Annotated in this window: 20 protein-coding genes; 12 read left to right on the forward strand and 8 right to left on the reverse strand. The window is 67.6% G+C overall.

The annotated features are described in order from the left end of the window. Position 1: 1 nt before the first annotated feature. From BDW41_RS14410 to BDW41_RS23735, 3 genes are all read right to left on the reverse strand, one after another. The gene (locus BDW41_RS14410; RefSeq protein ID WP_074549567.1) at positions 2-685 is read right to left on the reverse strand and encodes a DUF484 family protein; all 684 of its coding nucleotides are present in this window, start codon (positions 683-685) and stop codon (positions 2-4) included. Between the two features lie 87 nt (positions 686-772). Next, complete coding sequence (gene dapF / locus BDW41_RS14415; RefSeq protein WP_074549569.1) at positions 773-1,606, reverse strand: diaminopimelate epimerase; 834 nt, start codon at positions 1,604-1,606, stop codon at positions 773-775. Then, the gene (locus BDW41_RS23735) at positions 1,606-1,995 is read right to left on the reverse strand and encodes a lipoprotein (RefSeq protein ID WP_083337689.1); all 390 of its coding nucleotides are present in this window, start codon (positions 1,993-1,995) and stop codon (positions 1,606-1,608) included. Before BDW41_RS23735 ends, dapF begins: the two co-directional genes overlap by 1 nt. A gap of 159 nt (positions 1,996-2,154) precedes the next feature. Between BDW41_RS23735 and BDW41_RS14425 the strand changes: the two genes are divergently transcribed. Beyond that, positions 2,155-2,826, forward strand: coding sequence for a hypothetical protein (locus BDW41_RS14425; protein ID WP_074549571.1), 672 nt, complete (start codon positions 2,155-2,157; stop codon positions 2,824-2,826). Between the two features lie 51 nt (positions 2,827-2,877). Here BDW41_RS14425 and BDW41_RS14430 read toward each other — a convergent pair whose 3' ends face one another. Continuing rightward, positions 2,878-3,351 carry a GNAT family N-acetyltransferase gene (locus BDW41_RS14430; protein ID WP_074549573.1) on the reverse strand — a complete coding sequence of 158 codons (474 nt, stop codon included), beginning with the start codon at positions 3,349-3,351 and terminating at the stop codon, positions 2,878-2,880. Positions 3,352-3,665: 314 nt separating this feature from the next. Here BDW41_RS14430 and BDW41_RS14435 point away from each other — a divergent pair, with 314 nt between their 5' ends. Next, positions 3,666-5,150 (forward strand): RimK family protein, encoded by a 1,485-nt coding sequence (locus BDW41_RS14435; RefSeq protein WP_074549575.1) that lies wholly within the window; start codon positions 3,666-3,668, stop codon positions 5,148-5,150. 150 nt (positions 5,151-5,300) lie between these two features. Here the strand turns inward: BDW41_RS14435 and BDW41_RS14440 are convergent, their stop codons facing one another. Further along, a complete protein-coding gene (locus tag BDW41_RS14440) occupies positions 5,301-5,558 on the reverse strand; it encodes a hypothetical protein (protein ID WP_074549577.1) in 258 nt (85 codons plus the stop codon). Positions 5,559-5,713: 155 nt separating this feature from the next. On the opposite strand from BDW41_RS14440, the gene aroE reads away from it, so the two are divergent. After that, positions 5,714-6,544 carry a shikimate dehydrogenase gene (aroE, locus tag BDW41_RS14445; protein WP_074549579.1) on the forward strand — a complete coding sequence of 277 codons (831 nt, stop codon included), beginning with the start codon at positions 5,714-5,716 and terminating at the stop codon, positions 6,542-6,544. A 4-nt stretch (positions 6,545-6,548) separates the two neighbouring features. Here the strand turns inward: aroE and BDW41_RS14450 are convergent, their stop codons facing one another. After that, positions 6,549-7,400: a hypothetical protein gene (locus BDW41_RS14450; RefSeq protein ID WP_146217360.1), complete on the reverse strand. Its 852-nt coding sequence runs from the start codon at positions 7,398-7,400 to the stop codon at positions 6,549-6,551. 342 nt (positions 7,401-7,742) lie between these two features. On the opposite strand from BDW41_RS14450, the gene BDW41_RS14455 reads away from it, so the two are divergent. From BDW41_RS14455 to BDW41_RS14470, 4 genes are all read left to right on the forward strand, one after another. Continuing rightward, positions 7,743-9,509: a peptide-N4-asparagine amidase gene (locus BDW41_RS14455; protein WP_074549583.1), complete on the forward strand. Its 1,767-nt coding sequence runs from the start codon at positions 7,743-7,745 to the stop codon at positions 9,507-9,509. Positions 9,510-9,645: 136 nt separating this feature from the next. Beyond that, positions 9,646-10,656, forward strand: coding sequence for an energy transducer TonB (locus BDW41_RS14460; protein ID WP_074549585.1), 1,011 nt, complete (start codon positions 9,646-9,648; stop codon positions 10,654-10,656). A 37-nt stretch (positions 10,657-10,693) separates the two neighbouring features. Next, positions 10,694-10,984: a hypothetical protein gene (locus BDW41_RS14465; protein WP_074549587.1), complete on the forward strand. Its 291-nt coding sequence runs from the start codon at positions 10,694-10,696 to the stop codon at positions 10,982-10,984. A 138-nt stretch (positions 10,985-11,122) separates the two neighbouring features. Beyond that, positions 11,123-11,671 carry a hypothetical protein gene (locus tag BDW41_RS14470; RefSeq protein WP_074549589.1) on the forward strand — a complete coding sequence of 183 codons (549 nt, stop codon included), beginning with the start codon at positions 11,123-11,125 and terminating at the stop codon, positions 11,669-11,671. Between the two features lie 249 nt (positions 11,672-11,920). Here BDW41_RS14470 and BDW41_RS14475 read toward each other — a convergent pair whose 3' ends face one another. Further along, complete coding sequence (locus tag BDW41_RS14475) at positions 11,921-12,457, reverse strand: gamma carbonic anhydrase family protein (protein ID WP_074549591.1); 537 nt, start codon at positions 12,455-12,457, stop codon at positions 11,921-11,923. 102 nt (positions 12,458-12,559) lie between these two features. Then, positions 12,560-14,278, reverse strand: coding sequence for a patatin-like phospholipase family protein (locus tag BDW41_RS14480; RefSeq protein WP_074549593.1), 1,719 nt, complete (start codon positions 14,276-14,278; stop codon positions 12,560-12,562). Between the two features lie 110 nt (positions 14,279-14,388). Here BDW41_RS14480 and BDW41_RS14485 point away from each other — a divergent pair, with 110 nt between their 5' ends. The 5 genes from BDW41_RS14485 (at position 14,389) to BDW41_RS14505 (ending at position 20,735) form a co-directional block, all read left to right on the forward strand. Beyond that, positions 14,389-16,431 carry a M3 family metallopeptidase gene (locus BDW41_RS14485; RefSeq protein WP_074549595.1) on the forward strand — a complete coding sequence of 681 codons (2,043 nt, stop codon included), beginning with the start codon at positions 14,389-14,391 and terminating at the stop codon, positions 16,429-16,431. A gap of 57 nt (positions 16,432-16,488) precedes the next feature. Next, the gene (locus tag BDW41_RS14490) at positions 16,489-18,234 is read left to right on the forward strand and encodes a hypothetical protein (RefSeq protein WP_074549597.1); all 1,746 of its coding nucleotides are present in this window, start codon (positions 16,489-16,491) and stop codon (positions 18,232-18,234) included. Beyond that, complete coding sequence (xth, locus tag BDW41_RS14495; RefSeq protein ID WP_074549599.1) at positions 18,231-19,010, forward strand: exodeoxyribonuclease III; 780 nt, start codon at positions 18,231-18,233, stop codon at positions 19,008-19,010. The genes BDW41_RS14490 and xth overlap by 4 nt, the downstream gene beginning before the upstream one ends. A 31-nt stretch (positions 19,011-19,041) precedes the next feature. Further along, positions 19,042-19,719, forward strand: a complete 678-nt coding sequence (locus tag BDW41_RS14500) for a YecA family protein (RefSeq protein ID WP_074549601.1) — start codon at positions 19,042-19,044, stop codon at positions 19,717-19,719. A 182-nt stretch (positions 19,720-19,901) separates the two neighbouring features. After that, positions 19,902-20,735, forward strand: coding sequence for a pirin family protein (locus tag BDW41_RS14505; protein WP_074549726.1), 834 nt, complete (start codon positions 19,902-19,904; stop codon positions 20,733-20,735). Positions 20,736-20,805: the final 70 nt, after the last annotated feature.

Consider the following 20,805-nt stretch of genomic DNA (forward strand, 5'->3'; position numbering starts at 1 on the left):
TCTAGAGCACTTCCTGCGAACGGAGCAGCGCGGCGGTGACGGTGCCGGCGATCATCTTGAGGAACACCGTGCCCATGCCGGGCTGGAAATGGTCCGCGTCGCCGCTGCCGATGGCGAGGATGCCGAACTCGCCCAGCGGCATGATCGCGGCCGAGCGGATCTCCGGCGCATGGTCGCCGAACAGGCGATACAGGCGCTCGGCCGAGAGGCGGCCCGCGATGGGTTCGTGGTGGGCGAGGAAATCGGCGAACTCCGGCACCTGAGAGCGGCCGCCCGGAACGTGCACCAGCCAGTCGGCCGGCGGCAGGCCGGCGGGCCCGAACAGCATCAGGCGCACCTGGTCGGTCTGGAAATCCTCCGACAGCCGCGCCACCACGCTGCGCGCCGCGACGGCCGGCGTGCCGGCGCGCAGCACGGCCAGGTTGAGCTCATGCACGCGCTGCATCAGGCGCTCGTTTTCGGCGGCGATGGCGATGAGCGAAGCGAGCTGCTTTTCCAGCTCCGCGTTCTTCTCGCGCAGGCTTTGCAACTGGTAGACCGCCAGCGAGGCGACCCGCCCCTGCTCGCGCGGCAGCGTGAGCTGCGCGGCAATGTCGGGGTAATCGCTGAGAAATTCGGGATGACGGCGCAGGTAGTCCGCGACGTCGCTGGCGGAATGCGTGTCGGCGGTGGCGGTGTCGGACATGTCTACCTCGAAGGAGTCGATGCGTCGCGGGCCCGAGTGTGCGATGCCCGGCTACCGGCTTTCAACCGATACGGACAGGAGAAGGCGTCAACCCAGCCATTCGCCTTCGAAAACGAAGGTCGCCGGCCCCGTCATCCACAAGGTCTGCCCTGGCCCGGCCCAGTCGATGGTCAGCGTGCCGCCCGGCAGGCTGACGCGAACCTGATCGTCCACCTCGTGGCGCAGGCGCAGCACCGCCATCGCCGCGCAGGCGCCGGTACCGCAGGCGCGCGTCCAGCCGCTGCCGCGCTCGTGCACGCGCAGGTTCAGCTTGCCGCGGTCGATCTTCTGCACGAAGCCCGTGTTGACCCCCTCGGGGAAGCGCTCGTGCGCGGTCAGCAGCGGGCCGAGGCGATCCAGCGCGGACGCCTGAAGGTCCGGCACCACCACCACCGCATGCGGATTGCCCATCGACAGCGCGCCGATTTCCAGCGTCTCGCCGTCCACCTCGATGGGGTAGCGGTCCGCTGCGGCGTCGGCCTGGAACGGAATGCGCGGCGGCTCCAGCACGGGCACGCCCATGTCCACCGTGACGGCGTTCGGGCCGCTCAGGCGCACCGTCACCGGGCCGGACGGGCTTTCCAGCCGCACCGTGTCGCCCACGGCGAGTTCGCCCGCGCGATGCAGCCAGGCCGCCACGCAGCGCACGCCATTGCCGCACTGGCCCGACGGCGAGCCGTCGGCGTTCCAGATGCCGTAATAGAACGCGCACGAGGCATCACGCGGCGGCTCGATGCTGATCAGCTGGTCGAAGCCCACGCCGGTGTGGCGGTCGGCGATGGCGCGAATCTGCGCGGCGTCCAGCACAAACGGACGCTGGCGGCAATCGACCATCACGAAGTCGTTGCCTATGCCGTGCATCTTGGAAAACGAAAGCTGCATTACATGAACTTGCCGCCGGTGATGCGGCCGTTGGCGTCCACATCGGCAAAGTAGCGGCTGTTGTTGCTGCGCAGCTCGCGCGTGGCGACGGTGCCGGGCAGCACCAGCAACACGTCCGGATAGGCCGCGCGGAACTGCTCCGGCGTCGGGTGCGTATCGATGAAGGCGTCGAACGCCTGCATGTCGGTCACGAAGCCATGCACCGGCACGGGCGCGGCAGCCGCCGGCGCGGTCGGTGCCGCAGGCTTGGCGACAGGCGCCGCAGGTGCGACCGGATGCACGGTGGCGGCGGGCGTCGCCTTGGGCATGTACAGCGGTCCCTTGTTGCCGCACCCGGCGAGCAGGGCAAGAGCGGAGCACAGCGGGAGCAGCAGGAGGGATCGGCGCATGTCGGGGTATCCGGCGGGAACCGCCGCAGTATAGGCAAGCCAATAAAACGTGGCGAGCGAGCCGACTCGCGCGGTTCATCCCGGCGTGCGGGACCCGTCAGCCGCTATGATGCCGCCGTCGCCGCCCTGCGCGGTTTGAATGCCCAAAGACGTACGACGATGGATTGGACCGCGCTGCTGCGCCTCCCCTCGACGATCCTGCTGATCCTGGCAGTGGTCGCGCTGATGTTCACCCTCTTCCAGCTGGTGGCGCTGCGCCATCGGCTCGACTACGGGCAGCGGCTGGCGGCGACGGGCCGCGCCGTGCTGCTGCTCGTGGCCTTCGCGATCACCCTGGCGCTGGCCGGCATGGGCCTGGCCTTGCGCGGCTACCGCCTGCTCACCGAAGAAGCCCCGGTGGTCGACATCGACGCGCGCATCCTTTCGCCGCAGCGCTGGTTGCTCGTGCTGCACTGGCCCGACGGCACCATCCGCAGCGTGCCGGTATCCGGCGATGCGTGGCGCGTGGAAGCGGTGGTGCTGAAATGGAAGACGCCCCTGCTGCCGCCGCTCTACCGCCTCGACCGCCTGTCGGGCCGCTACGACGACCCCAACGACGAAATGCATGCACCGCGCACGGCGGTCGATTTCCGCGAAGCTGGCGACGTCGACCTGCTCGACCTGCACAAGCAGTACCCGCGCTGGATTCCGGACGTCGACGTGCTGTTCGGCAGCGGCGTGTTCCTGCCGCTGGTCGACCAGGGGCATTACACGGTGAGCCTGATGCGCTCGGGCGCGCTGGTCGCGCGGCCGGACGAGGCGACGGAGCAGCGGATCGCGCAGCCGTTCTGATGGCGCATGCAGCCTACGCGCGGCTCCTGCCTTGAACAGAGGCGGGAGCCGTCAGTCCAGGACTTTCTCGTACCGCCAGGCATCCGCTCCGTCGCCGTAGTAGCGCGCATACCGCCCCATGCGGACATAGCCCAGGCGCTCGTACAGCCGGATCGCATCGGCATTGTCGGTGCGCACTTCCAGGCGCAGGGAGGTGCAGCGGCGGCGCTTCGCCAGCTTTTCCGCAGCCTCCAGCAGGGCCGAGCCCACGCCCTTGCCGCGCGCTTCCGCCTTGGTGGCGATGGAATACAGCCGCGCCACCTGCGTGCCCTTGCGGAAGAACACCACGGCGGTGCCCAGGAAATGGCGGTGATTGGCGCTGGCGACGAGCACCTGCGCGCTTTCGCTGTCCAGGTGGCGCCGGTACTGGGCACGGCTCAGGCGATCGGTGGCGAAGCTGCTCTCTTCCAGGGCAACGAGGTCGTCGAGATCGGAAAGTTCGGCACGCCGCACGCGTACGGCGGCGGTCGCGGGCATGGGGGTCATCAGGGGCGGTCCCGCTGGCGCGCAATGAAACAAGGCGCGCACTGTAGTCCCCCCAACCCACTGGGGCAACGATGACGTGTGGCGCATGTCAGAGCGTGTTCAAGCTCGGAAAGCCGCGCGTCGCAGGATGTAACGAAAAGGTGCATGGCGCGAACACGCGGGGTGACGGCGCCTGCCAACTTGAACCGCCTATGAGCCCGCCCGATGCGCCGACTTGTGCCGCGCCACGCATGTGCGCACACTGCGCCACTTGCGCCGTGCCGCCCCGTTTCCCCGCGTGACGACACTCCTCGGTTCCATCTGACAGAGGTGTCATGACCCGTCTCGTCCTTGTTGTCGAGAAGGCCTCCGACTGGAGCGTCTACTACCCGTCCGCGGACGTGGTCACGGCGATGGATTACCTGCGCGAACCGGTCGGTGTCGACGATGAGCGCACCCACGTCATCAACCTGTGCCGCAGCTACAAGTACCTGGGCACGGGCTATTACGTCTCGCTGCTGGCCGAGGCGCGCGGGCATCGCGTGATGCCGTCGGTGCGCACGGTGAACGACCTGCGCCGCCGCTCGCTGTACGGCCTGGAGATCGAGGACCTCAGCTCCAAGCTCACCCACTTCCTGCCGGCCGGCGGGCGCGACACCACCGACTTCGGCATCCTGGTCTACTTCGGCCAGACGGCACACCCGGCGCTGCAGGACCTGGCGCGCCAGGTGTTCGAAATGTTCCCCTGCCCGCTGCTGCGCATCGAGTTCGAGCGCGACCGCGTGTGGCAGATCAGCGCCATCAAGCCGGTGGGCCTGCACTCGCTGGACGATGCGCAGGAAGACGCTTTCGCCGAGGAGCTGGACCGCTTCAGCAAGAAGCTCTGGCGCAAGCCGAAGGCGCGCAGGCAGTTCCGCTACGACATCGCCATGCTGGTCGACCCGCACGAGGCGATGCCGCCGTCGAACAAGAAGGCGCAGAAGCTGTTCATCGCGGCGGGCAAGGAACTGGGCATCGAAGTCGATCCCATCGGCAAGAACGACTACCAGCGCCTGGCCGAATACGACGGCCTGTTCATCCGCGAGACCACCGCCAGCGACAACCACACCTATCGCTTCGCGCACCGCGCGGAGAAGGAAGGCATGGTGGTGATCGACGATCCCGCCTCGATCCTGCGCTGCACGAACAAGATCTTCCTCAACGACCTGATGGTGTCGCGCAAACTCGCCGTGCCGCGCACCGAGATCCTCTACCGCGATGACGCCAAGGGCTTGAAGGAGCTATCGGAGAAGCTCGGCTATCCGCTGGTGCTGAAGATTCCGGACGGCTCGTTCTCGCGTGGCGTGGTGAAGGTGGAGAACGAGGCGGCGCTGGCCAAGGCCACGGCGGAACTGTTCCAGCACAGCGCCCTGTTGCTGGCGCAGGAATTCGTCTACACCGAATTCGACTGGCGCATCGGCGTGCTCAACAACGAGCCGCTTTACGCGTGCAAATACTTCATGTCGCGCGGCCACTGGCAGATCTACAACCATGGCGCCAAGGGCGCATCCAAGTCCGGCGAATCGGAAACGCTGCCCATCGAGAAGGCGCCGGCCGACGTGGTGAAGCTGGCGCTCAAGGCCACGCAGGCCGTGGGCAATGGCCTCTACGGCGTGGACATCAAGCGCGTCGGCGACAAGCCGGTGGTGATCGAGGTGAACGACAACCCGTCCATCGATGCGGGCGTCGAAGACGAGTATCTCGGCGACGAGCTCTACAAGCGCATCATGCGGGAGTTCCTGCGGCGCATGGAGCTCAAGCGGGCGGGCGACACGGAATAATCCGCGCACGCCGCGGGGGGATTCCGGCAGTCCGTCCCTGGACTGCCGTCACGCGGGCGCGATCCATCGCGCCGCTCCGGCGAGGTGCCCACCATCGCACGGAGCCCCACGCCGCGGCGGTCCTGCCGCGGCATCCACTGCCAAGTGAATTCAGTTCCAGATGAGCCGGGCCGCCGTGCGGCGGCGCGGGCGCGCCAGCAGGCCGAGCAGCTGGCGCGGCAGCGACGGCTCCAGTGCCAGCAGCACCACCAGCGGCGCGCCCACCAGCCAGAACGCGGGCGTCCAGCCGACGGTGTCCGTGTGGGCGGGCACCAGGGTGGTCAGCAACAGCGCGGCACCGCCCAGCAGCCACAACAGGGCGGCACCAAGCAGGCGTTCGTGATGGGCGAGGCGGGTGGTCGGGCGCATGGATGTGGTCCGTCGTCGTGTTGAGGCAAAGCGTGCCCGGCGCCGATCTCAAAACCTGCGATGCCACACGCGGCGTGGCTTGCGAGGCTAAAATGGGCGGTCCGGTTCATCCGGAATCCGCCTTAGGGCGGCACCGACTTTCATCAGGAGCGCGCATGAGTGCAGGACAGTTCGCGGTATTCGGCCACCCCATCAGCCATTCGCTGTCGCCGCGCATCCACCAGGCGTTCGCGCGCCAGTTCGGGATCGAGCTGGAGTACCGCACCATCGACGCGGCGCCGGCCGATTTCGAAGCGGCGGTGCGCGATTTCTTCGCCAGCGGCGGCGGCGGCGCCAACGTGACGCTGCCGCACAAGGCGAGCGCCTTCGCCCTGGCCGACGAACGCAGCCAGGCCGCCAGCCGCGCCGGCACCGCCAACGTGCTCACTCCGCTGGCGGGCGGCCGACTCGCCGCGCACAACACCGATGGCGACGGCATGGTGCGCGACATCACCGAACGACACAGCGTGGACTTGCGCGGCCACACCGCCCTGCTGCTGGGCGCGGGCGGCGCGGCGCACGGCGTGGCGTGGTCGCTGCTGGATGCCGGCGTGGACACGCTGACCATCGTCAACCGCACGCCCGAGGCCGCCGACGTATTGGCTGACGCCATCGGCGAACCGGCGCGCGCGCATACGCGCTACTGGGAAGACCTGGCCGACCTGGGCGCGTTCGACCTGATCATCAACGCGACCTCGGCCGGCGTGCTGGGCAAGTCGCTCGACCTGCCATTCGCCATCGTCGGCAACCGCGCGCTTTGCTATGACCTGTCCTACGGCGCGGCGGCCACGGGCTTCCTCGCATGGGCACGCACGGCCGGCGCGCGCTACGCGTTCGACGGCCTGGGCATGCTCATCGAAACCGCGGCCGATACCTTCGAGCTGTGGCATGGCAAGCGGCCGGACACCGATCCGGTGTATGCCGCACTGCGCGGTGAGTTCGGTTGAGCGCTCACAGATGCAGCGTGGCCGATAGCAGCATGGGTTGATCGGTGTGGCCGTTGGGCGCGCGGAACTCGTGGATCCAGCGGTATTGCACGTCCACGCCGCTGCCCATCCAGCGCGTGCTCCAGTTCAATTGCGGCCCCACGCCCAGCGCATAGCCACCGCCATTCGTGCTGTTGGGCAGCCGGCCGGCTATGGGTGTGGTTATCGTGTTGTACGGCTGGATGGCGGCGGCGACGCCACCGAAGCCCCAGCCGTCCGCGTTGCGCCGCATGACCAGCGCTTCGATGCGGCCCACCGCGCCGTTCTGGTAGTTCGCCACGGCCTGGCGCGAGAACGTGCCTACCGCCACGATGGTGGACGAGTCGACGCTTTCCGCTGACAACTCCCGCGTGTAAGCCACGCGGGGTTTCATGCTCCACACGCCCGCTGCACGGCCGTCCGCATGGAGCGAATGCGAGACGATGCCCCAGGAAAGGGCGATGCGGTACGACGAGCCCAGTCGATAACTCGCCACCACCGGAACGATGGTTGTTTCCGTGATCGGGGACGGCACCGGAGCGGCCCAGTCCGCGGCGTACGACTGATCGACCAGCGACGCGAAATGCCAGCGTCCCTGCAACGTGCTCCACGGTCGAACAACTTCCGTGGTGGCCAGGCCCGGCCAGCCGACGTGCGCAACGGTGATGGATGGCCAACTGGCTTGCGCGTCTTGTGCCGGTACTGCGGCGAATCCCATGGAAGCGTCGCCGCGCGATACGTCCGTCGGCCAACGGTTGCCTTCCTGCTGCGCGCAGAGCAGGCCCGGCCACGCCAACGTGACCGCCGCCATCGCGGCAACACGCCACCACGCGCACATAACGGTGTCCCCGGGCAAAAGCCGCTGTTCACCCCATGCGTCCGTGCGCAACGCGCATGCATCATCGGCGACGCAAACGAACAGCACGTCGAAGAATGACGCACCACGGTCCGTGACCCGCGATTAGGGCACAGCCCTCGTCAACCCCTTGTGCAATCGGCGGCTTGACGACGTCGATGCCGCCACCCGCCTGTGCGTTTGTGTGCAGGCGCACCCTTGGGCTGACGATTCCTTCACGTCAGGAACTTGCGGTCGCGCCGTGCGGACGTATGGACGTCCACGCGGCCCTTGGATCGTGTTAGCTTGCGCGGCGCAGGGGGCACATCGCGGGGAGAGAACGTCATGTTGCCTGGGGCTTTCATCCGTCATTCGGCGGCAGCCGTGTTGTTGGCGTCGCTGGCCGGTGGCTTTGTCACGCAAGCGGTGGCCGATCCGGTCGTCGGTTCCACCAATGTCGCGACGGCCGACCCGACCGTACCGCGTCCGCCGGGCCAGCCCTGCGTGGTGACCTTGTTCACCGACGTGACCTTCGACGACTTCAACACCCGGCCGTACAGCTACACGCCGCCCACCGCATGCAAGGGCGCGTGGGCCAAGGTGGTGCTGGAAGCCGATTTCTCGGTGACGGCCGGCCGCCAGTACGACCGCACCGCCACCTTGTGGTTGGGCGGCGTCAACCTGTATTTCGGCACCACGCAGGAGCCTTCGGCGGCGGTCTCGCCGGCCTGGCATGTCGAGCGCGACCTCACGGACTACTCGGCCCTGCTGCGCAACGCGGGCCAAGGCCAGGCCATCATCGGCAACGTGGTCAACAGCACCTACACCGGCGTGATCCATGGCACTGCACGCCTGTTGTTCTATCCGGCCTCGGTGGGCGCCCGCGCGGCGGCCGTGCCCGATGCGGTGTATCCGCTCGGCAGCGATGCGGTGGGCAGCACGGTGTCGCTCAACACCTCCGCCGACAAGCTGGCCCGCACGCTGACCTTGCCCACCAACGTGGAGCGCGCCTATCTGGACGTGTTCACCCAGAGCCAGAGCAGCGATGAGTTCTGGTACACCTGCGTGCCCGACGCGTATGCCTCGCAAACCAACGAGTGCGGCGGCGGCAATTTCCGCGAGGCGGAAATCAGCATCGACGGCACGCCGGCCGGCGTCGCGCCGGTGTATCCGTGGGTCTATACCGGCGGCATCGACCCCTACATGTGGCGGCCGACGCCGGGCGTGCAGACGCTGAACTTCCTGCCCTACCGCGTGGACTTGACGCCATTCGCTGGGCAGCTCAGCGATGGCAACCCGCATGAAGTCGCCGTGCAGGTGGCGGGCGCCAACAGCTATTTCTCCGCGACCGCCGCGTTGCTGGTGTATCGCGATGCGCATGCCAAGCAGGTGACCGGCAAGATCACGCGCAACACGCTGGTGGGCCAGGCGCCGACGCCGACCATCGGCAGCACGCTGGCGACGGCGAGCAACGGCGACGTGTCGGGCGCCGTCACCACCAAGCTCGATCGCCGCTTCGTCATCGAGGGCTACGCCAATACCTCGCACGGCCGCATCACCAGCACGGTGACGCAGAACACCGGCTTCGACGACAAGCAGACCTTCACCATCAACAGCAGCACCTATCGCCAGCAGACCTGGCAGCGCACGTGGTCGGAGAGCACCAGCCAGAGCCGCCTGGGCAACTTCCTGACGGCGGAGCGGCATGAGCATTTCAACTATCCGTTCTCGCTCGACTACAACCAGCAGGTGGCGAGCGACGGCAGTTCCACCGCTGCGTCCACCGTGCACCAGGGCTATCGCCAGCGCGACGAGCTGCGTCTGCTGGGCCTGACCGTGTACGGCGCCGATGTCGACAACACGGTCGACACGCAGGACACCCTGGCCTTCGACGCCAGCGGCAACCTCACGGGCCATAGCGGGCAGCAGAGCGCGCAGGCGTTCGCCTTCCACGACACGCTGGGCAGCTGCTACCGCGCCTCGCTCACCACGCAGAGCGGCGCGGTGACCGGCTACGTGGCGGGCAAGGGCTGCCCGGATGGAGTGAACCGCGTGTCCTGGTTCGCTCATCCCGATGGATCGCCGGACAGCAGCCTGCTGCCGGGACGCTGACGGACTATCGCCCGGCCCACGCCAGGCGCGTGGGCCGGGCGGCACGTTGTGACGCGGGGCAACATCTCCGCAATATGCGACCTCTAAGCTTGCGCGCCCTGCCGGCGCGCCGGCTTTCATCGCTTATGTGTGGCCCATGTCCCCCGCTTCGTCGCGCCGTCATGCTCAAGGTGTCATCCGCTACAGCCTGCCCATCCTCATCGCGCTGATCGCCGTCGCCGGCGGCTTGATCTTCTGGCAGATCAGGCACGGCAACGCGGCCGATCAGCCGGCGAATGAAGTCGCTGCGGCGTCCGGCCCGGTCGCGCACACCACGCTGGGCACCGACGAACTGCTGCAGCACGCGCGCGATGCGATGACCGCCCAGCGCCTGCTCGCCCCCGCCGGCAACAATGCGTTCGAGTTCTATCTGGCCGTGTTGCAGCGCCAGCCGGGCAACCGCGTGGCGCAGGACGCCTTGCGCGAGATCTTCCCGTTTGCCGCCAACGCCGCCGAGCAGGTCATCGATGCGGGTGACGACGCAGAAGCGCAGCGCGAGATCGAGCTGTTGGCGCGCGCCGATCCGCACAACTACACGCTGACCCTGTTGCAGTCCAAGTTGCAGGCACAGCGCGCGATGGCGCAGCAGCAGGCGCAACAGGCACAGCAGGCGAGCCGCCATGAGTCGGCAACGGCCCAGGCCAAGGCACCCGCACCGGCCGCCACACCCGCGCCCGTTCCCGCGGCGCCAGCGATGGTGACCGCGCAGGCGAAGCCGGCCAATGTCCCGGCGCCCTCTACGCCATCGGCCTTGCCGCTGCATGTTCCCTCCACGCCCGTGGAAGCTGCGCCCGCGTCCGCGGTGCATGCACGTCCGGTCGCAGCGGCGGACGCCACCGGCGCAGCGGTGCCGGTGCTGACGCATCGCGTGGAACCGGCGTATCCGCCCGAAGCCAAGCGCACGCGTCGCCAGGGCTGGGTGGACGTGACCTTCACCGTGCAGCCCGATGGCAGCGTGTCCGGCGCCAGCGTGGCGGATGCGGAGCCCAAGTATGTGTTCGATCGCGCGGCGCTCGCGGCAGTGTCGCGCTGGCAGTTCTCGCCGGGCATGCAGGACGGCAAACCCGTGGCGGCCCAGGTGCGCCAGCGCATCGAATTCCGCCTGTGATGCCATAATCGACCGTGGCCCATCAAGGAGTCACGCCATGCAGCGCTTCGTTGCCCCCGCCCTTCTCGCCGTCGCCATGGTCCTGGGTGGATGCCAGACCACGACGGCCGCCATGCCCGCGCCCGTGCATGGCTTCGTCACCGACATGAAGGCGTTCGACGCGTTCATCGCGACGCATCCGACGCCGGAGCAGTTCCGCGCCGCGTATCCCGATGTGCAGCTGATGCTGCCGGGCATGGTGAGCACGATGGAATACCGCAGCAACAACAGCCGCTACTACGCAGAGCTGGACGCGAGCGGCCGCATCACCGGCGGGCACTTCAGCTGATCCGCGCGCACGCGCGGCCATGCGTGGGTGAGATGCAAGTCACATCGCTGACATGATGTATCACTAATGTGACAGGCTTCCGCCGGGACGCCTGAGGGGCAGGTTCGCCTGAGCGCGGGTACATCATGCAGCGCCGCCATGTCTCGTTTCGCTTTGCCCGCACGCCAGCGCGTGCTCGTCGTCGTTTCCCTGCTCGTCCTCATCGCCATCGGTGGCGGCGTGTGGTTCTGGTCGACGGGATCGGCATCGGGCGTCGCAAGCAGCGCGGGCGTGGCCAGCGCATCGTCCTCGGGCGGCAAGGACGACAACGGCGTGGGCATCCTGCTGGACCTGGCCTCGACCGCCGTGACCGAGAAGCGCCTCGTCGCGCCGGCCGGCAGCAATGCCTACGAGTTCTACCTCAGCGTGCTGCAGCTGGACCCGCAGAACAAGGTGGCGCAGGACGCCTTGCATGAAACCTTCCCGTCCGCCTCCGCCGACGTGGAACGCGCCATCAACGACAACAACCTGGACGAAGCCCAGCGCGAACTGTCGCTGCTGCGCGAGTTCGACAGCACCAACTACATCCTCTCGCTGCTCGGCGGCAAGCTGGACGCCCAGCGCCAGATCCAGATCCGCCAGGACGAGGCGCGTGCCGCGGCCATGCAGGCGAAGCAGCAGTCGGCTGGCAACGGGTCGATGCTTTGAGCCTTTCGATGCTTTGAATCTGCTTGAACCCCGCGCGAGCGCCCAGCGCCTTCACCGTCATTCCGGCGTAGGCCGGAATCCAGTGACGGAAGTGATCGGTTATCGCGAGACGCAGCAAAGCATTCGACTCTTCGGCGAAAACCACGCCATGACGCCACTGGATTCCGGCCTGCGCCGGAATGACGGTGAGGGATAACCTGCGCTTAGGCGAGCTCGTGAGCAAACGCGATGACGTACAACCGCCTCGCATCATTGCGCCGCGAGGTAATCGTCTTTGATTCGCACGTAGTGATCCGCCGAGTAGTGCAACTGCTCGATCTGCTTGTCGCTGAGCACGCGCACGAGTTTCGCCGGGTTGCCCAGCCACAGCTCGGCCTCGCCCACCACCTTGCCCGGTGGAATCACGCTGCCCGCGCCGACGAAGCCGTGCTTCTTCACCACCGCGCCATCGAGCACGGTGGCGTGCATGCCGATCAGGCAGTAGTCCTCGATGGTGCAGGCGTGGATCACCGCGCCGTGGCCGATGGTGACGCCCTCGCCGACGATGGTCGGCTGGCCGCCGGGCGTGTACGGGCCATCGTGCGTCACATGCACCACCGCGCCGTCCTGCACGTTGGTGCGCGCGCCGATGCGGATGAAGTGCACGTCGCCGCGCAACACCGCGCCCGGCCAGATCGACACATCGTCGAACAGCTCGACCGCGCCGATGACGGTGGACGCAGGGTCGACGTAGACGCGCTGGTGCAGCGTGGGCCAGATGCCCTTGTATTTGCGTAGAGGATCCATGGACCTATGGTACGGCCAAGAGCGAGGAGTGAGGGAAGAGAAGTGAGAAAATAGAGTAAAGCCTGGGCTCGCTGCCCTCTCTCGCTACTTACTCCTCTTCACTCACTTCTCGCCCTTTTCCAGCACGGCTCGGGTGTACAGGTATCCTGCTTCCATCGCCCGTTCCCAGTCTTTCCAGTCGAGCATGCCAATGTGTTCCAGCGGCGGCGTCAGCAGCAGGTCGGCGCGTTCGCGGCGGTGCTCGCTCGGTCCCTCGCTGTTGACCATGGCGGCGCGCACCAGTGTGGAGACGAGGCCGGGGCGCTGGATGTCCTGGCGTCCCATCAGCAGCTGCCACCACGGCGGCGTGGCGAATTCCTCGGCCGTCGTGAGCAGGGAAATTTCCGCGCGGATGTCGATGGCGGTGATGTGCGACAGGCCATCGTCGGCCATCACGTCGGTGGGCAGGTTGTCGACCAGGGCGCCGTCCACGAACACGCGGCCGTGGTGCAGCACCGGCGGCAGTACGCCGGGAATCGCGCTCGACGCACGAAGCCACTGCCATAGCGGACCTTCGCGATGCACGCTCATGCCCTCGCCCGACAGGCAGGTGGACACGCAGAAGAACGGCAGCGTCAGGTCCTCGATGTCGAGCACGCCGAAGGCGCGGCGCAGCATCAGGGCGGCGCGACGGCCGCGCGTCAACGCGACGATGGGCAGCGTCCAGTCCGATAGCGGGCGGCCTTGCACGAAGGCGCGGCGGAACGTCTCCACGGTGGCGTCCAGTTCCCATCCGGCCGCCACGCTGGCGCCGATGATCGCGCCGATGCTGGTGCCGCCCACGGCGTCGAAGGTATGGCCCGCTTCGTACAACGCCCGCAGCGCGCCCAGGTGCGCCACGCCGCGCGCGCCGCCGCCGGCCAGCACCAGCCCGCGCGCGTTGCCGCTGATCACGCGCGCCAGCCGCGCGATATCGGTGCGGCCGCCGATGTGGTGGTGCTGCAGCTCGCCCTTGAACTCGCCGCGCCACCGCTTCGCCGCGCCGAGCGCGGGCTGCCGTCCCGGGTGCAGCAGGATCAGGTGGCGCGGACGATGGCCGGTGCGCGCAGGGTCCATCGGCATCGCCTCCGGCCAGGGGCGCGACGGCTGCGCCGCCAGCGTCGGCAGCAGCAGCACGTCAGCCTGCCGCAGGCAGCGTTCGCGCCACAGGCTGTCGCCCATGCTGTCCAGGTAGATGACGAAGCGGGCCTGCGCTTCGCGTTCGGCGAACCAGTCGCTGCCGCGGCCCGCGCCGTGTTCGGCATCGATCACCACGCAGCTGCCCCAGTGCTCCAGTTCCATCGCCAGCTGCATGGCCAGCGAACGGGCGGGCACGTCGGCGCTGGCGGGCAGCAGGGCGAAGGTGCGCGCGATGCCGGGGCTCTCGTCGCCCCGCATGCGCTCCTGCAGCCGGCCGATGGCCACCCGCGCCACGCCCAGCATGGCCTGCGGATGGCGCTGGATCAGCGCCTCATAGGCGGCCAGGTCCAGCCGTAGCAGTTCGCTGTCGCGCAGCGCCCTTGCCGTGTGGTGGCGGGGCTCGCCGGTGATCAGCCCGATCTCGCCGATGCTGTCGCCCGCAGCCACCAGGCGTACCCATTCGGTGGGCCCGGCAAAGACGCCCAGGCTGCCGCTGACCACGAAGTAAAGCGCGTCCGCCGGATCGCCCTGCTTGAACAGCGTGCGACCCCCGGGCAGGGAAAACCATTGCAGTTCAGGAACCAGTGCGGCCAGCGCCTCGTCCCCGAGGTGCCCGAACACGTCGCTTCGACGCAGCAGGGCGGAAAAATCGGGCTTGGACATGGCGCGGAATGGTAGGGGCGGGTTGTGACAAATCCTGCGGGAGCCGATGTGACGGCGGCTTGATTTCGCCCCATCGGGTCGCCACGCTGGCGGGGCATTCAGGAGACACCATGGAACCGAACAATCCGCTGTTGGCCGACGACGCACTGCCGGCGTTTTCGCAGATCCGCCCCGAGCACGTCACCCCCGCCATCGACGCCCTGCTGGCCGACTACCGCGCCGGCATCGAGGCGCTGACCCGGCCCGGCGCGCCGCGCGATTTCGCCAGCGTCATGCTCACCCAGGAACGCCTGGAGCAACGCCTGGCGCGCGCCTGGGCGCCGGTGGGCCACCTGCACGCGGTGGCGGACAGCGAGGCATTGCGCGAGGTCTACGGCCCCGCCGAGGAAAAGCTCACCGACCACGCCATCGAAGTGGGCCAGAACCGCGAGCTGTATCAGGCCGTGCAGGCGCTGGCCGACGCGCCGGAGTTCGCCAGCCTGCCGCGTCCCGAGCGCGCGCTGGTGGAACATGCGCTGCGCGATTTCCGCCTGTCCGGCGTGGCGCTGGAAGAGCCTGCGCGTTCGCGCTATCGCGAGATCGGCGTGGAGCTGAGCCGCCTGTCCACCGAGTTCTCCAACGCCGTGCTCGACGCCACCGATGCGTGGCACGAGCACATCACCGATGAGCGCGACCTGGTGGGCATTCCCGAATCCGGCCGCGCGGTGCTGCGCCAGTACGCCAAGGAGCAGAACCTGGACGGCTACCTCGTCACGCTCAAGCAACCCAGCGTGCAGGCCGTGCTCACCTACGCCGACAACCGCGGCCTGCGCGAGCGCGTGTACTGGGCCTACCAGACGCGGGCCTCCGACCAGGGTCCGCAGGCCGGCAAGTTCGACAACAGCGAGCGCATCGAACGCATCATGGCCTTGCGCCACGAAGCGGCCCGCCTGCTCGGCTTCAACAATGCGGCGGAAGAATCGCTGGCCACCAAGATGGCCGGTTCGCCCGCCGAAGTGATGGAATTCCTGCGCGACCTCGCCAACCGCGCCAAGCCGGTGGCGCGCAAGGAGCTCAACGAACTGCGCGAGTTCGCCACCACCGTGCTGAAGCTCGACAACCTCGAGTCGTGGGACGTCGGCTACGCGTCCGAAAAACTGCGCCAGCGCGAGTACGACCTCGACGAGGAACAGCTCAAGCCTTATTTCCCGCTGCCGGCCGTGATCGAGGGCCTGTTCGGCCTCACCCAGCGCCTCTACGGCATCACGCTCAGCGTGCGCGACGATGTGGATACCTGGCATCCGGACGTGCGCTACTACGACGTGCGCGATGCCGACGGCCGCGTGTTCGCTGGTGCCTATGTCGATCTCTATGCGCGCACCGGCAAGCGCGGCGGCGCGTGGATGGACGTATGCCGCGCCCGCTTCCGCGATGGCGATCATGAGCAATTGCCGGTCGCTTTCCTCACCTGCAACTTTGCGCCGCCCACCGAAGGCCGCCCCGCGCTGCTCACGCACGACGACGTGCTCACCCTCTTCCACGAATTCGGCCACGGCCTGCATCACCTGCTGACCGAGATCAGGCTGCCTTCCATCGGCGGCATCGACGGCGTGGAATGGGACGCGGTGGAACTGCCCAGCCAGTTCATGGAGAACTTCGGCTGGAACCGCGAAGCACTCGACCTGTTCGCGCGCCACTACGAAACCGGCGAACGCCTGCCCGACGAACTGTTCCAGCGCATGCTCGCCGCGCGTCATTTTCACGCCGGCCTGTTCCTGGTGCGCCAGCTGGAATTCGGCATGTTCGATTTCCTGCTGCACCTGGAATACGACCCGGCCAAGGGCGCGCGCACCATGCAGGTGCTGGAGGAAGTGCGCCACGACGTGGCCGTGCTGCATCCGCCGGCCTGGCAGCGCTTCCCGCATGCGTTCTCGCACATCTTCGCGGGCGGCTACGCGGCCGGCTACTACAGCTACCTATGGGCCGAACTGCTCAGCGCCGACGCCTTCGGCGAGTTCGAGGCACACGGCGTGATCGACCGCGCCACCGGCGACCGCTTCCGCAAGGAAGTCCTCTCCGTCGGCGCCAGCCGCCCCGCCCTCGAAAGCTTCATCGCCTTCCGCGGCCGCGCGCCGGAACCGGAGGCGCTGTTGAAGAGCCACGGCCTGATCTGACTGCCCGCGCCGGCTGTCACGGCCGGCGCGCCCTTTCTCTCGCACAAGGATGTCCGCATGAAAACGGCCGTTGCAGGCGTGTTGTGGCTGGTGTTTGGAATCGTGTTCGCAGCACCCGCGCGTGCTGCCGCTGCGGACTGCGTGGCCATCGACGTGAGCGTGGATGACGCGCATCGCGCCATCGATGTCACTTTCCGGCCACCGGCGTCGGTCACGCGCATTGCATTGCTGCCGCTGGCACCGTACAGCCGCAAGGCGCTTTGGCAGTCGCCCGATGGTTCGGCGCAGATCGAGGACGAGGCGATAGTCGCCGTGCCCGGTCATCGCGTTATGCATGTGCGCATGGACGCCTCGCGCACGCCCGAACGGCAGGATCGGGCGTACGCGCCCTTCCTGCGTTTCGCCGACGGTACCGTGGCCATCGATACGCAGCAGTTCCTGCGGCCCAAGGACAGCACGCAGAAGCTCTGCCAGCGCTACGTACCGGCGCACGGGCAGCAGGTCATCGGGTTTGGCCAAGCAGGCTCGGAGCCGCTCGATCTCGGCGATACGTCGCCGGTGGGGTACGTAGCCTTCGGCACGTCCTACGTGGAGCGGCATGGCGATCTGCTGTTCGCCATCGACAAGGGCACGCCGCCCGCCATCCGCGAAGGCGTGGCGAGAGACGTGCCGCGCCTAGTGGATTTCTACGTCCGTCGCCTGGGCCCGGCAAAGACACCCACGCTATTCCTCTTCATGCAGCCGGACGAACAGGGCGAGCGCAGCTTCCACGGCGATCACCTGCCGTCCTCCATCACCCTCGGATTGATGGGCTCCGGCTGGGACGCGCTGAAGGAGGCGGACTGGCAGCAGCTCACCGGCTTCGTTGCCCACGAGCTTTTCCATACCTGGAACAGCGCGCCTGCGCTTGGCTCGCCCGAAGGCGAGGCCCTGCTGGTGAAGGAGGGCGGTGCGGAGCTCGCACGCGTGATGGCGACGGCGTCGCTGTCGAACCAGGCGCCGTCGCCATGGTTGCCGCGCGTGGGCAGCATGTACAACGCCTGCCTGTTCGATCTTCCGCCGGGACAATCCATCGCCAAGGCGCTGGACCAGCGCGCTCCCGGCGGACTGCCCTACGACTGTGGCGCTCCGCTAATGCTCGCACTGGCACTGGCCGCCAACCCGCATGATCCGGTCGCCGGCTATTTCGGGCTGTGGAAAACGCTCACCGAACAGCGTCGCGGCAAATCCCTGCCCGACTTTGCCTGGACGGACCTGATTCCGCCGGGCACGAAGCCCGCCGTGCGCGACGCGCTCTTGCATGCCATCCAGGCGCCTGATGCCTACGCCGAGGGCATGCAGGCGGCCTTTCGACAGCTGGGCGTGAAGGTCGAGCCGGCCCCGAAGCTCGATGCGGAAACCAGCCGCCGCTACGCGAGCACGCTCATGGCGCATCTCATGCGACTGGATTGCGGTGGCAGCGTCAGCATGTGGACGCTGCCGGACGGCTTCCTGCTCGACAAGTCCCTGTCCACCTGCCATGTGCTGAAGGTCGGCAATACGGTCGACGCATTGCTCGGCCAGCCCTTCGCCACGGCCGACCTGCGTGCGCTTTCCAGCCAAATGGCCGAACGTTGCGCACACGGCGAGCCCATCGAGGTGGGCTACCAGGGAGCCCCGGGCACGGTGCCGCCGGATGGCAGCGTTCCGTGCACGCAGCCGCTTCCCGCACTGCCGCAACCGGTGGTTTTTTTCAGCGGATTGGAAGATACGTCGGCGGCAGCGGAAGCCTCCGGTCCTTCATCGCCTACAATAGCCCGATGAAAATCGCCTCATGGAACGTGAACTCGCTGAAGGTGCGCATCCCGCACCTGACCCAGTGGCTGGCCGATGCAAAGCCGGACGTGGTCGCGCTGCAGGAAACCAAGCTGGAGGACGCCAAGTTTCCGGTGGATGAGCTGGCGGCGGCGGGTTATCGCGCGGTGTTCTCCGGCCAGAAGACGTACAACGGCGTGGCGCTGCTGGCGCGCGCCGACGTGCACGGCGAATTCGAGGATGTGGTCACCGACATTCCGAACCTGGACGATCCGCAGCGGCGCATCCTTGCCGCCACCATCGGCGGCGTGCGCGTGGTGGATCTGTACGTGGTCAACGGCAAGGCCGTGGGCGATGAAAAATACGCCTACAAGCTCGACTGGCTGGCGAAGATGCGCGAGTTCCTGGCGCGCGAGATCGAGCGCCATCCCCACCTGGTGGTGCTGGGCGATTTCAACATCGCGCCGGACGACCGCGACGTCTACGACCCGGTGGCCTGGGGCGAGGACATCCTGTGCTCGCCGCCGGAGCGCGAGGCGCTCAAGCGCATCACGGATCTGGGCCTGCACGACAGCTTCCGCCTGTTCGAACCGGACGGTGAACACTACAGCTGGTGGGACTATCGTCAGGCGGCGTTCCGGCGCAACATGGGTCTGCGCATCGACCTGATCCTGGTCGGCGACGCCCTCAAGTCCGCGGCCACCGCGGCCGCCATCGACCGCACCCCGCGGACCTGGGAACGCCCCTCCGATCACACGCCGGTAACGGTTGATCTGGATATCTAAGAAGACGGCAACACCGCACAACAGGCAGCTGATGAATACACCCAAGACCGAATGGCCCAGTTCGCTAGGCGACGACGAACTCGAGGAACTGGACCAATACCTGCGCGGCCACGTTGGCGAGGGCGATCTGCTGCTCGACGGCGTGCACGGGCTGCTCTCCGCGCTGGCGGTGGGCCCCACGCAGGTGCTGCCGGAAGAGTGGCTGCCTGAAGTGCTGCACGAACCCTTCAGCGACGAAACCGAAGGCAACCGCGTGCTGGCGCTGCTGGCCAAGCTCAACGATTCCATCGGCGCCGAACTCGACGTCGATGCCTACGAGCCGATTCTCGGCGAAGTGGAGACCGAGACCGGCCCGGTGCTTTCGGCGGCCGGCTGGTGCGAAGGCTTCAGCCGCGGCATCGACCTGCGCGCGGGCCTGTGGGAGAAGCGCCTGGCGGACGATCCGCAGCTGATGGAAATGCTGGGGCCGGTGATGGCGCTGGCAGTGGACGAAGGCATCCTCAGCGCGGACGCCGACTTCGAGAAGCTGAGCGACGAGGAATACGACGAGTGCCTGACCCAGGTGCCCGGCGTGCTCAACGCGGTGAACCAGTACTGGCACGAACACCCGGTGACCGACGCGGAGATCGAAGCCGCCGTGCGTCCCGCGGAAGACAAGAACCCGCAGACCGCGCCGCCGCGGCAGCGCAGCGGTCATTGGGTGCATTGAGAGCAGCAGTGAGTGGAGAGAAGTGAGAAAAGTAGAGAAAGCTTTGGCTCGCTGCTCTCTCACTACTCACTCCTCTTCACTCACTTCTCGCTTTAAACGAACAATCCGTTCCGTTGGCGCCTCTTGGGCGCGGCGTGGCGCAGCGCCATCATGATGGGCAGTCCAAACTCTTGGAGACCAACATGACCGAACGCAGCATTGTCCGCCGCATGCGCGGCGTCGATACGTCCGATGGCGCGGGCGTGCGGCTCAAGCGTGTCATCGGCCAGCCTGGCCTGGACATGCTCGATCCGTTCCTGTTGCTGGACGAGTTCCGTTCCGACCAGGCAGGCGATTACATCGCCGGCTTTCCCGAGCATCCGCATCGTGGTTTCGAAACCGTGACCTACATGCTCGCGGGCCACATGAAGCATCGCGACAACCACGGCAACAGCGGCGACCTGGTGCCGGGCAGCGTGCAGTGGATGACCGCCGGCCGCGGCATCCTGCATTCGGAAATGCCCGAGCAGGAAGACGGCCTGATGTGGGGCTTCCAGCTGTGGGTGAACCTGCCGTCCAAGGACAAGATGATCGCGCCGCGCTACCAGGACATCGGTCCGGAGCGCATCCCCGTCGCGCGTCCCGCCGAAGGCGTGGAGGTGAAGGTGATCGCCGGTGAGTTCGGCGGCGTGACCGGCCCGGTGGCCGAGATCGTCACACAGCCGATCTACCTGGATATCGCCGTGCAGCCCGGTGCGTCGGTGACCATTCCGCTGCCCGAAGGGCACGCCGGCTTTGCCTACGTGTTCGACGGCAAGGATGCGGACGTGGCCGGCGAGCCGCTGGCCCGCAGCGAACTGGCGGTGCTGACGCGCAGCGGCGACCTGCGCATCGCCGGTCGCGACACGGCGGCGCGCGTGCTGCTGGTGGCCGGCCATCCGCTCAACGAGCCGGTGACCCGCTACGGACCGTTCGTGATGAATACGCCGGAAGAGATCCATCAGGCGATCGCCGACTTCCGCGCCGGCAAGTTTTAAGTTCAGAAACGAGGGAAGAGGAGCGAGAAACGAGAGGGGCCGGTCGCCCTGGCTCACCGCTCCTCTTCCC

The sequence above is a fragment of the Dyella sp. AtDHG13 genome (assembly GCF_003201105.1).
Lineage (GTDB): Bacteria > Pseudomonadota > Gammaproteobacteria > Xanthomonadales > Rhodanobacteraceae > Dyella > Dyella jiangningensis_B.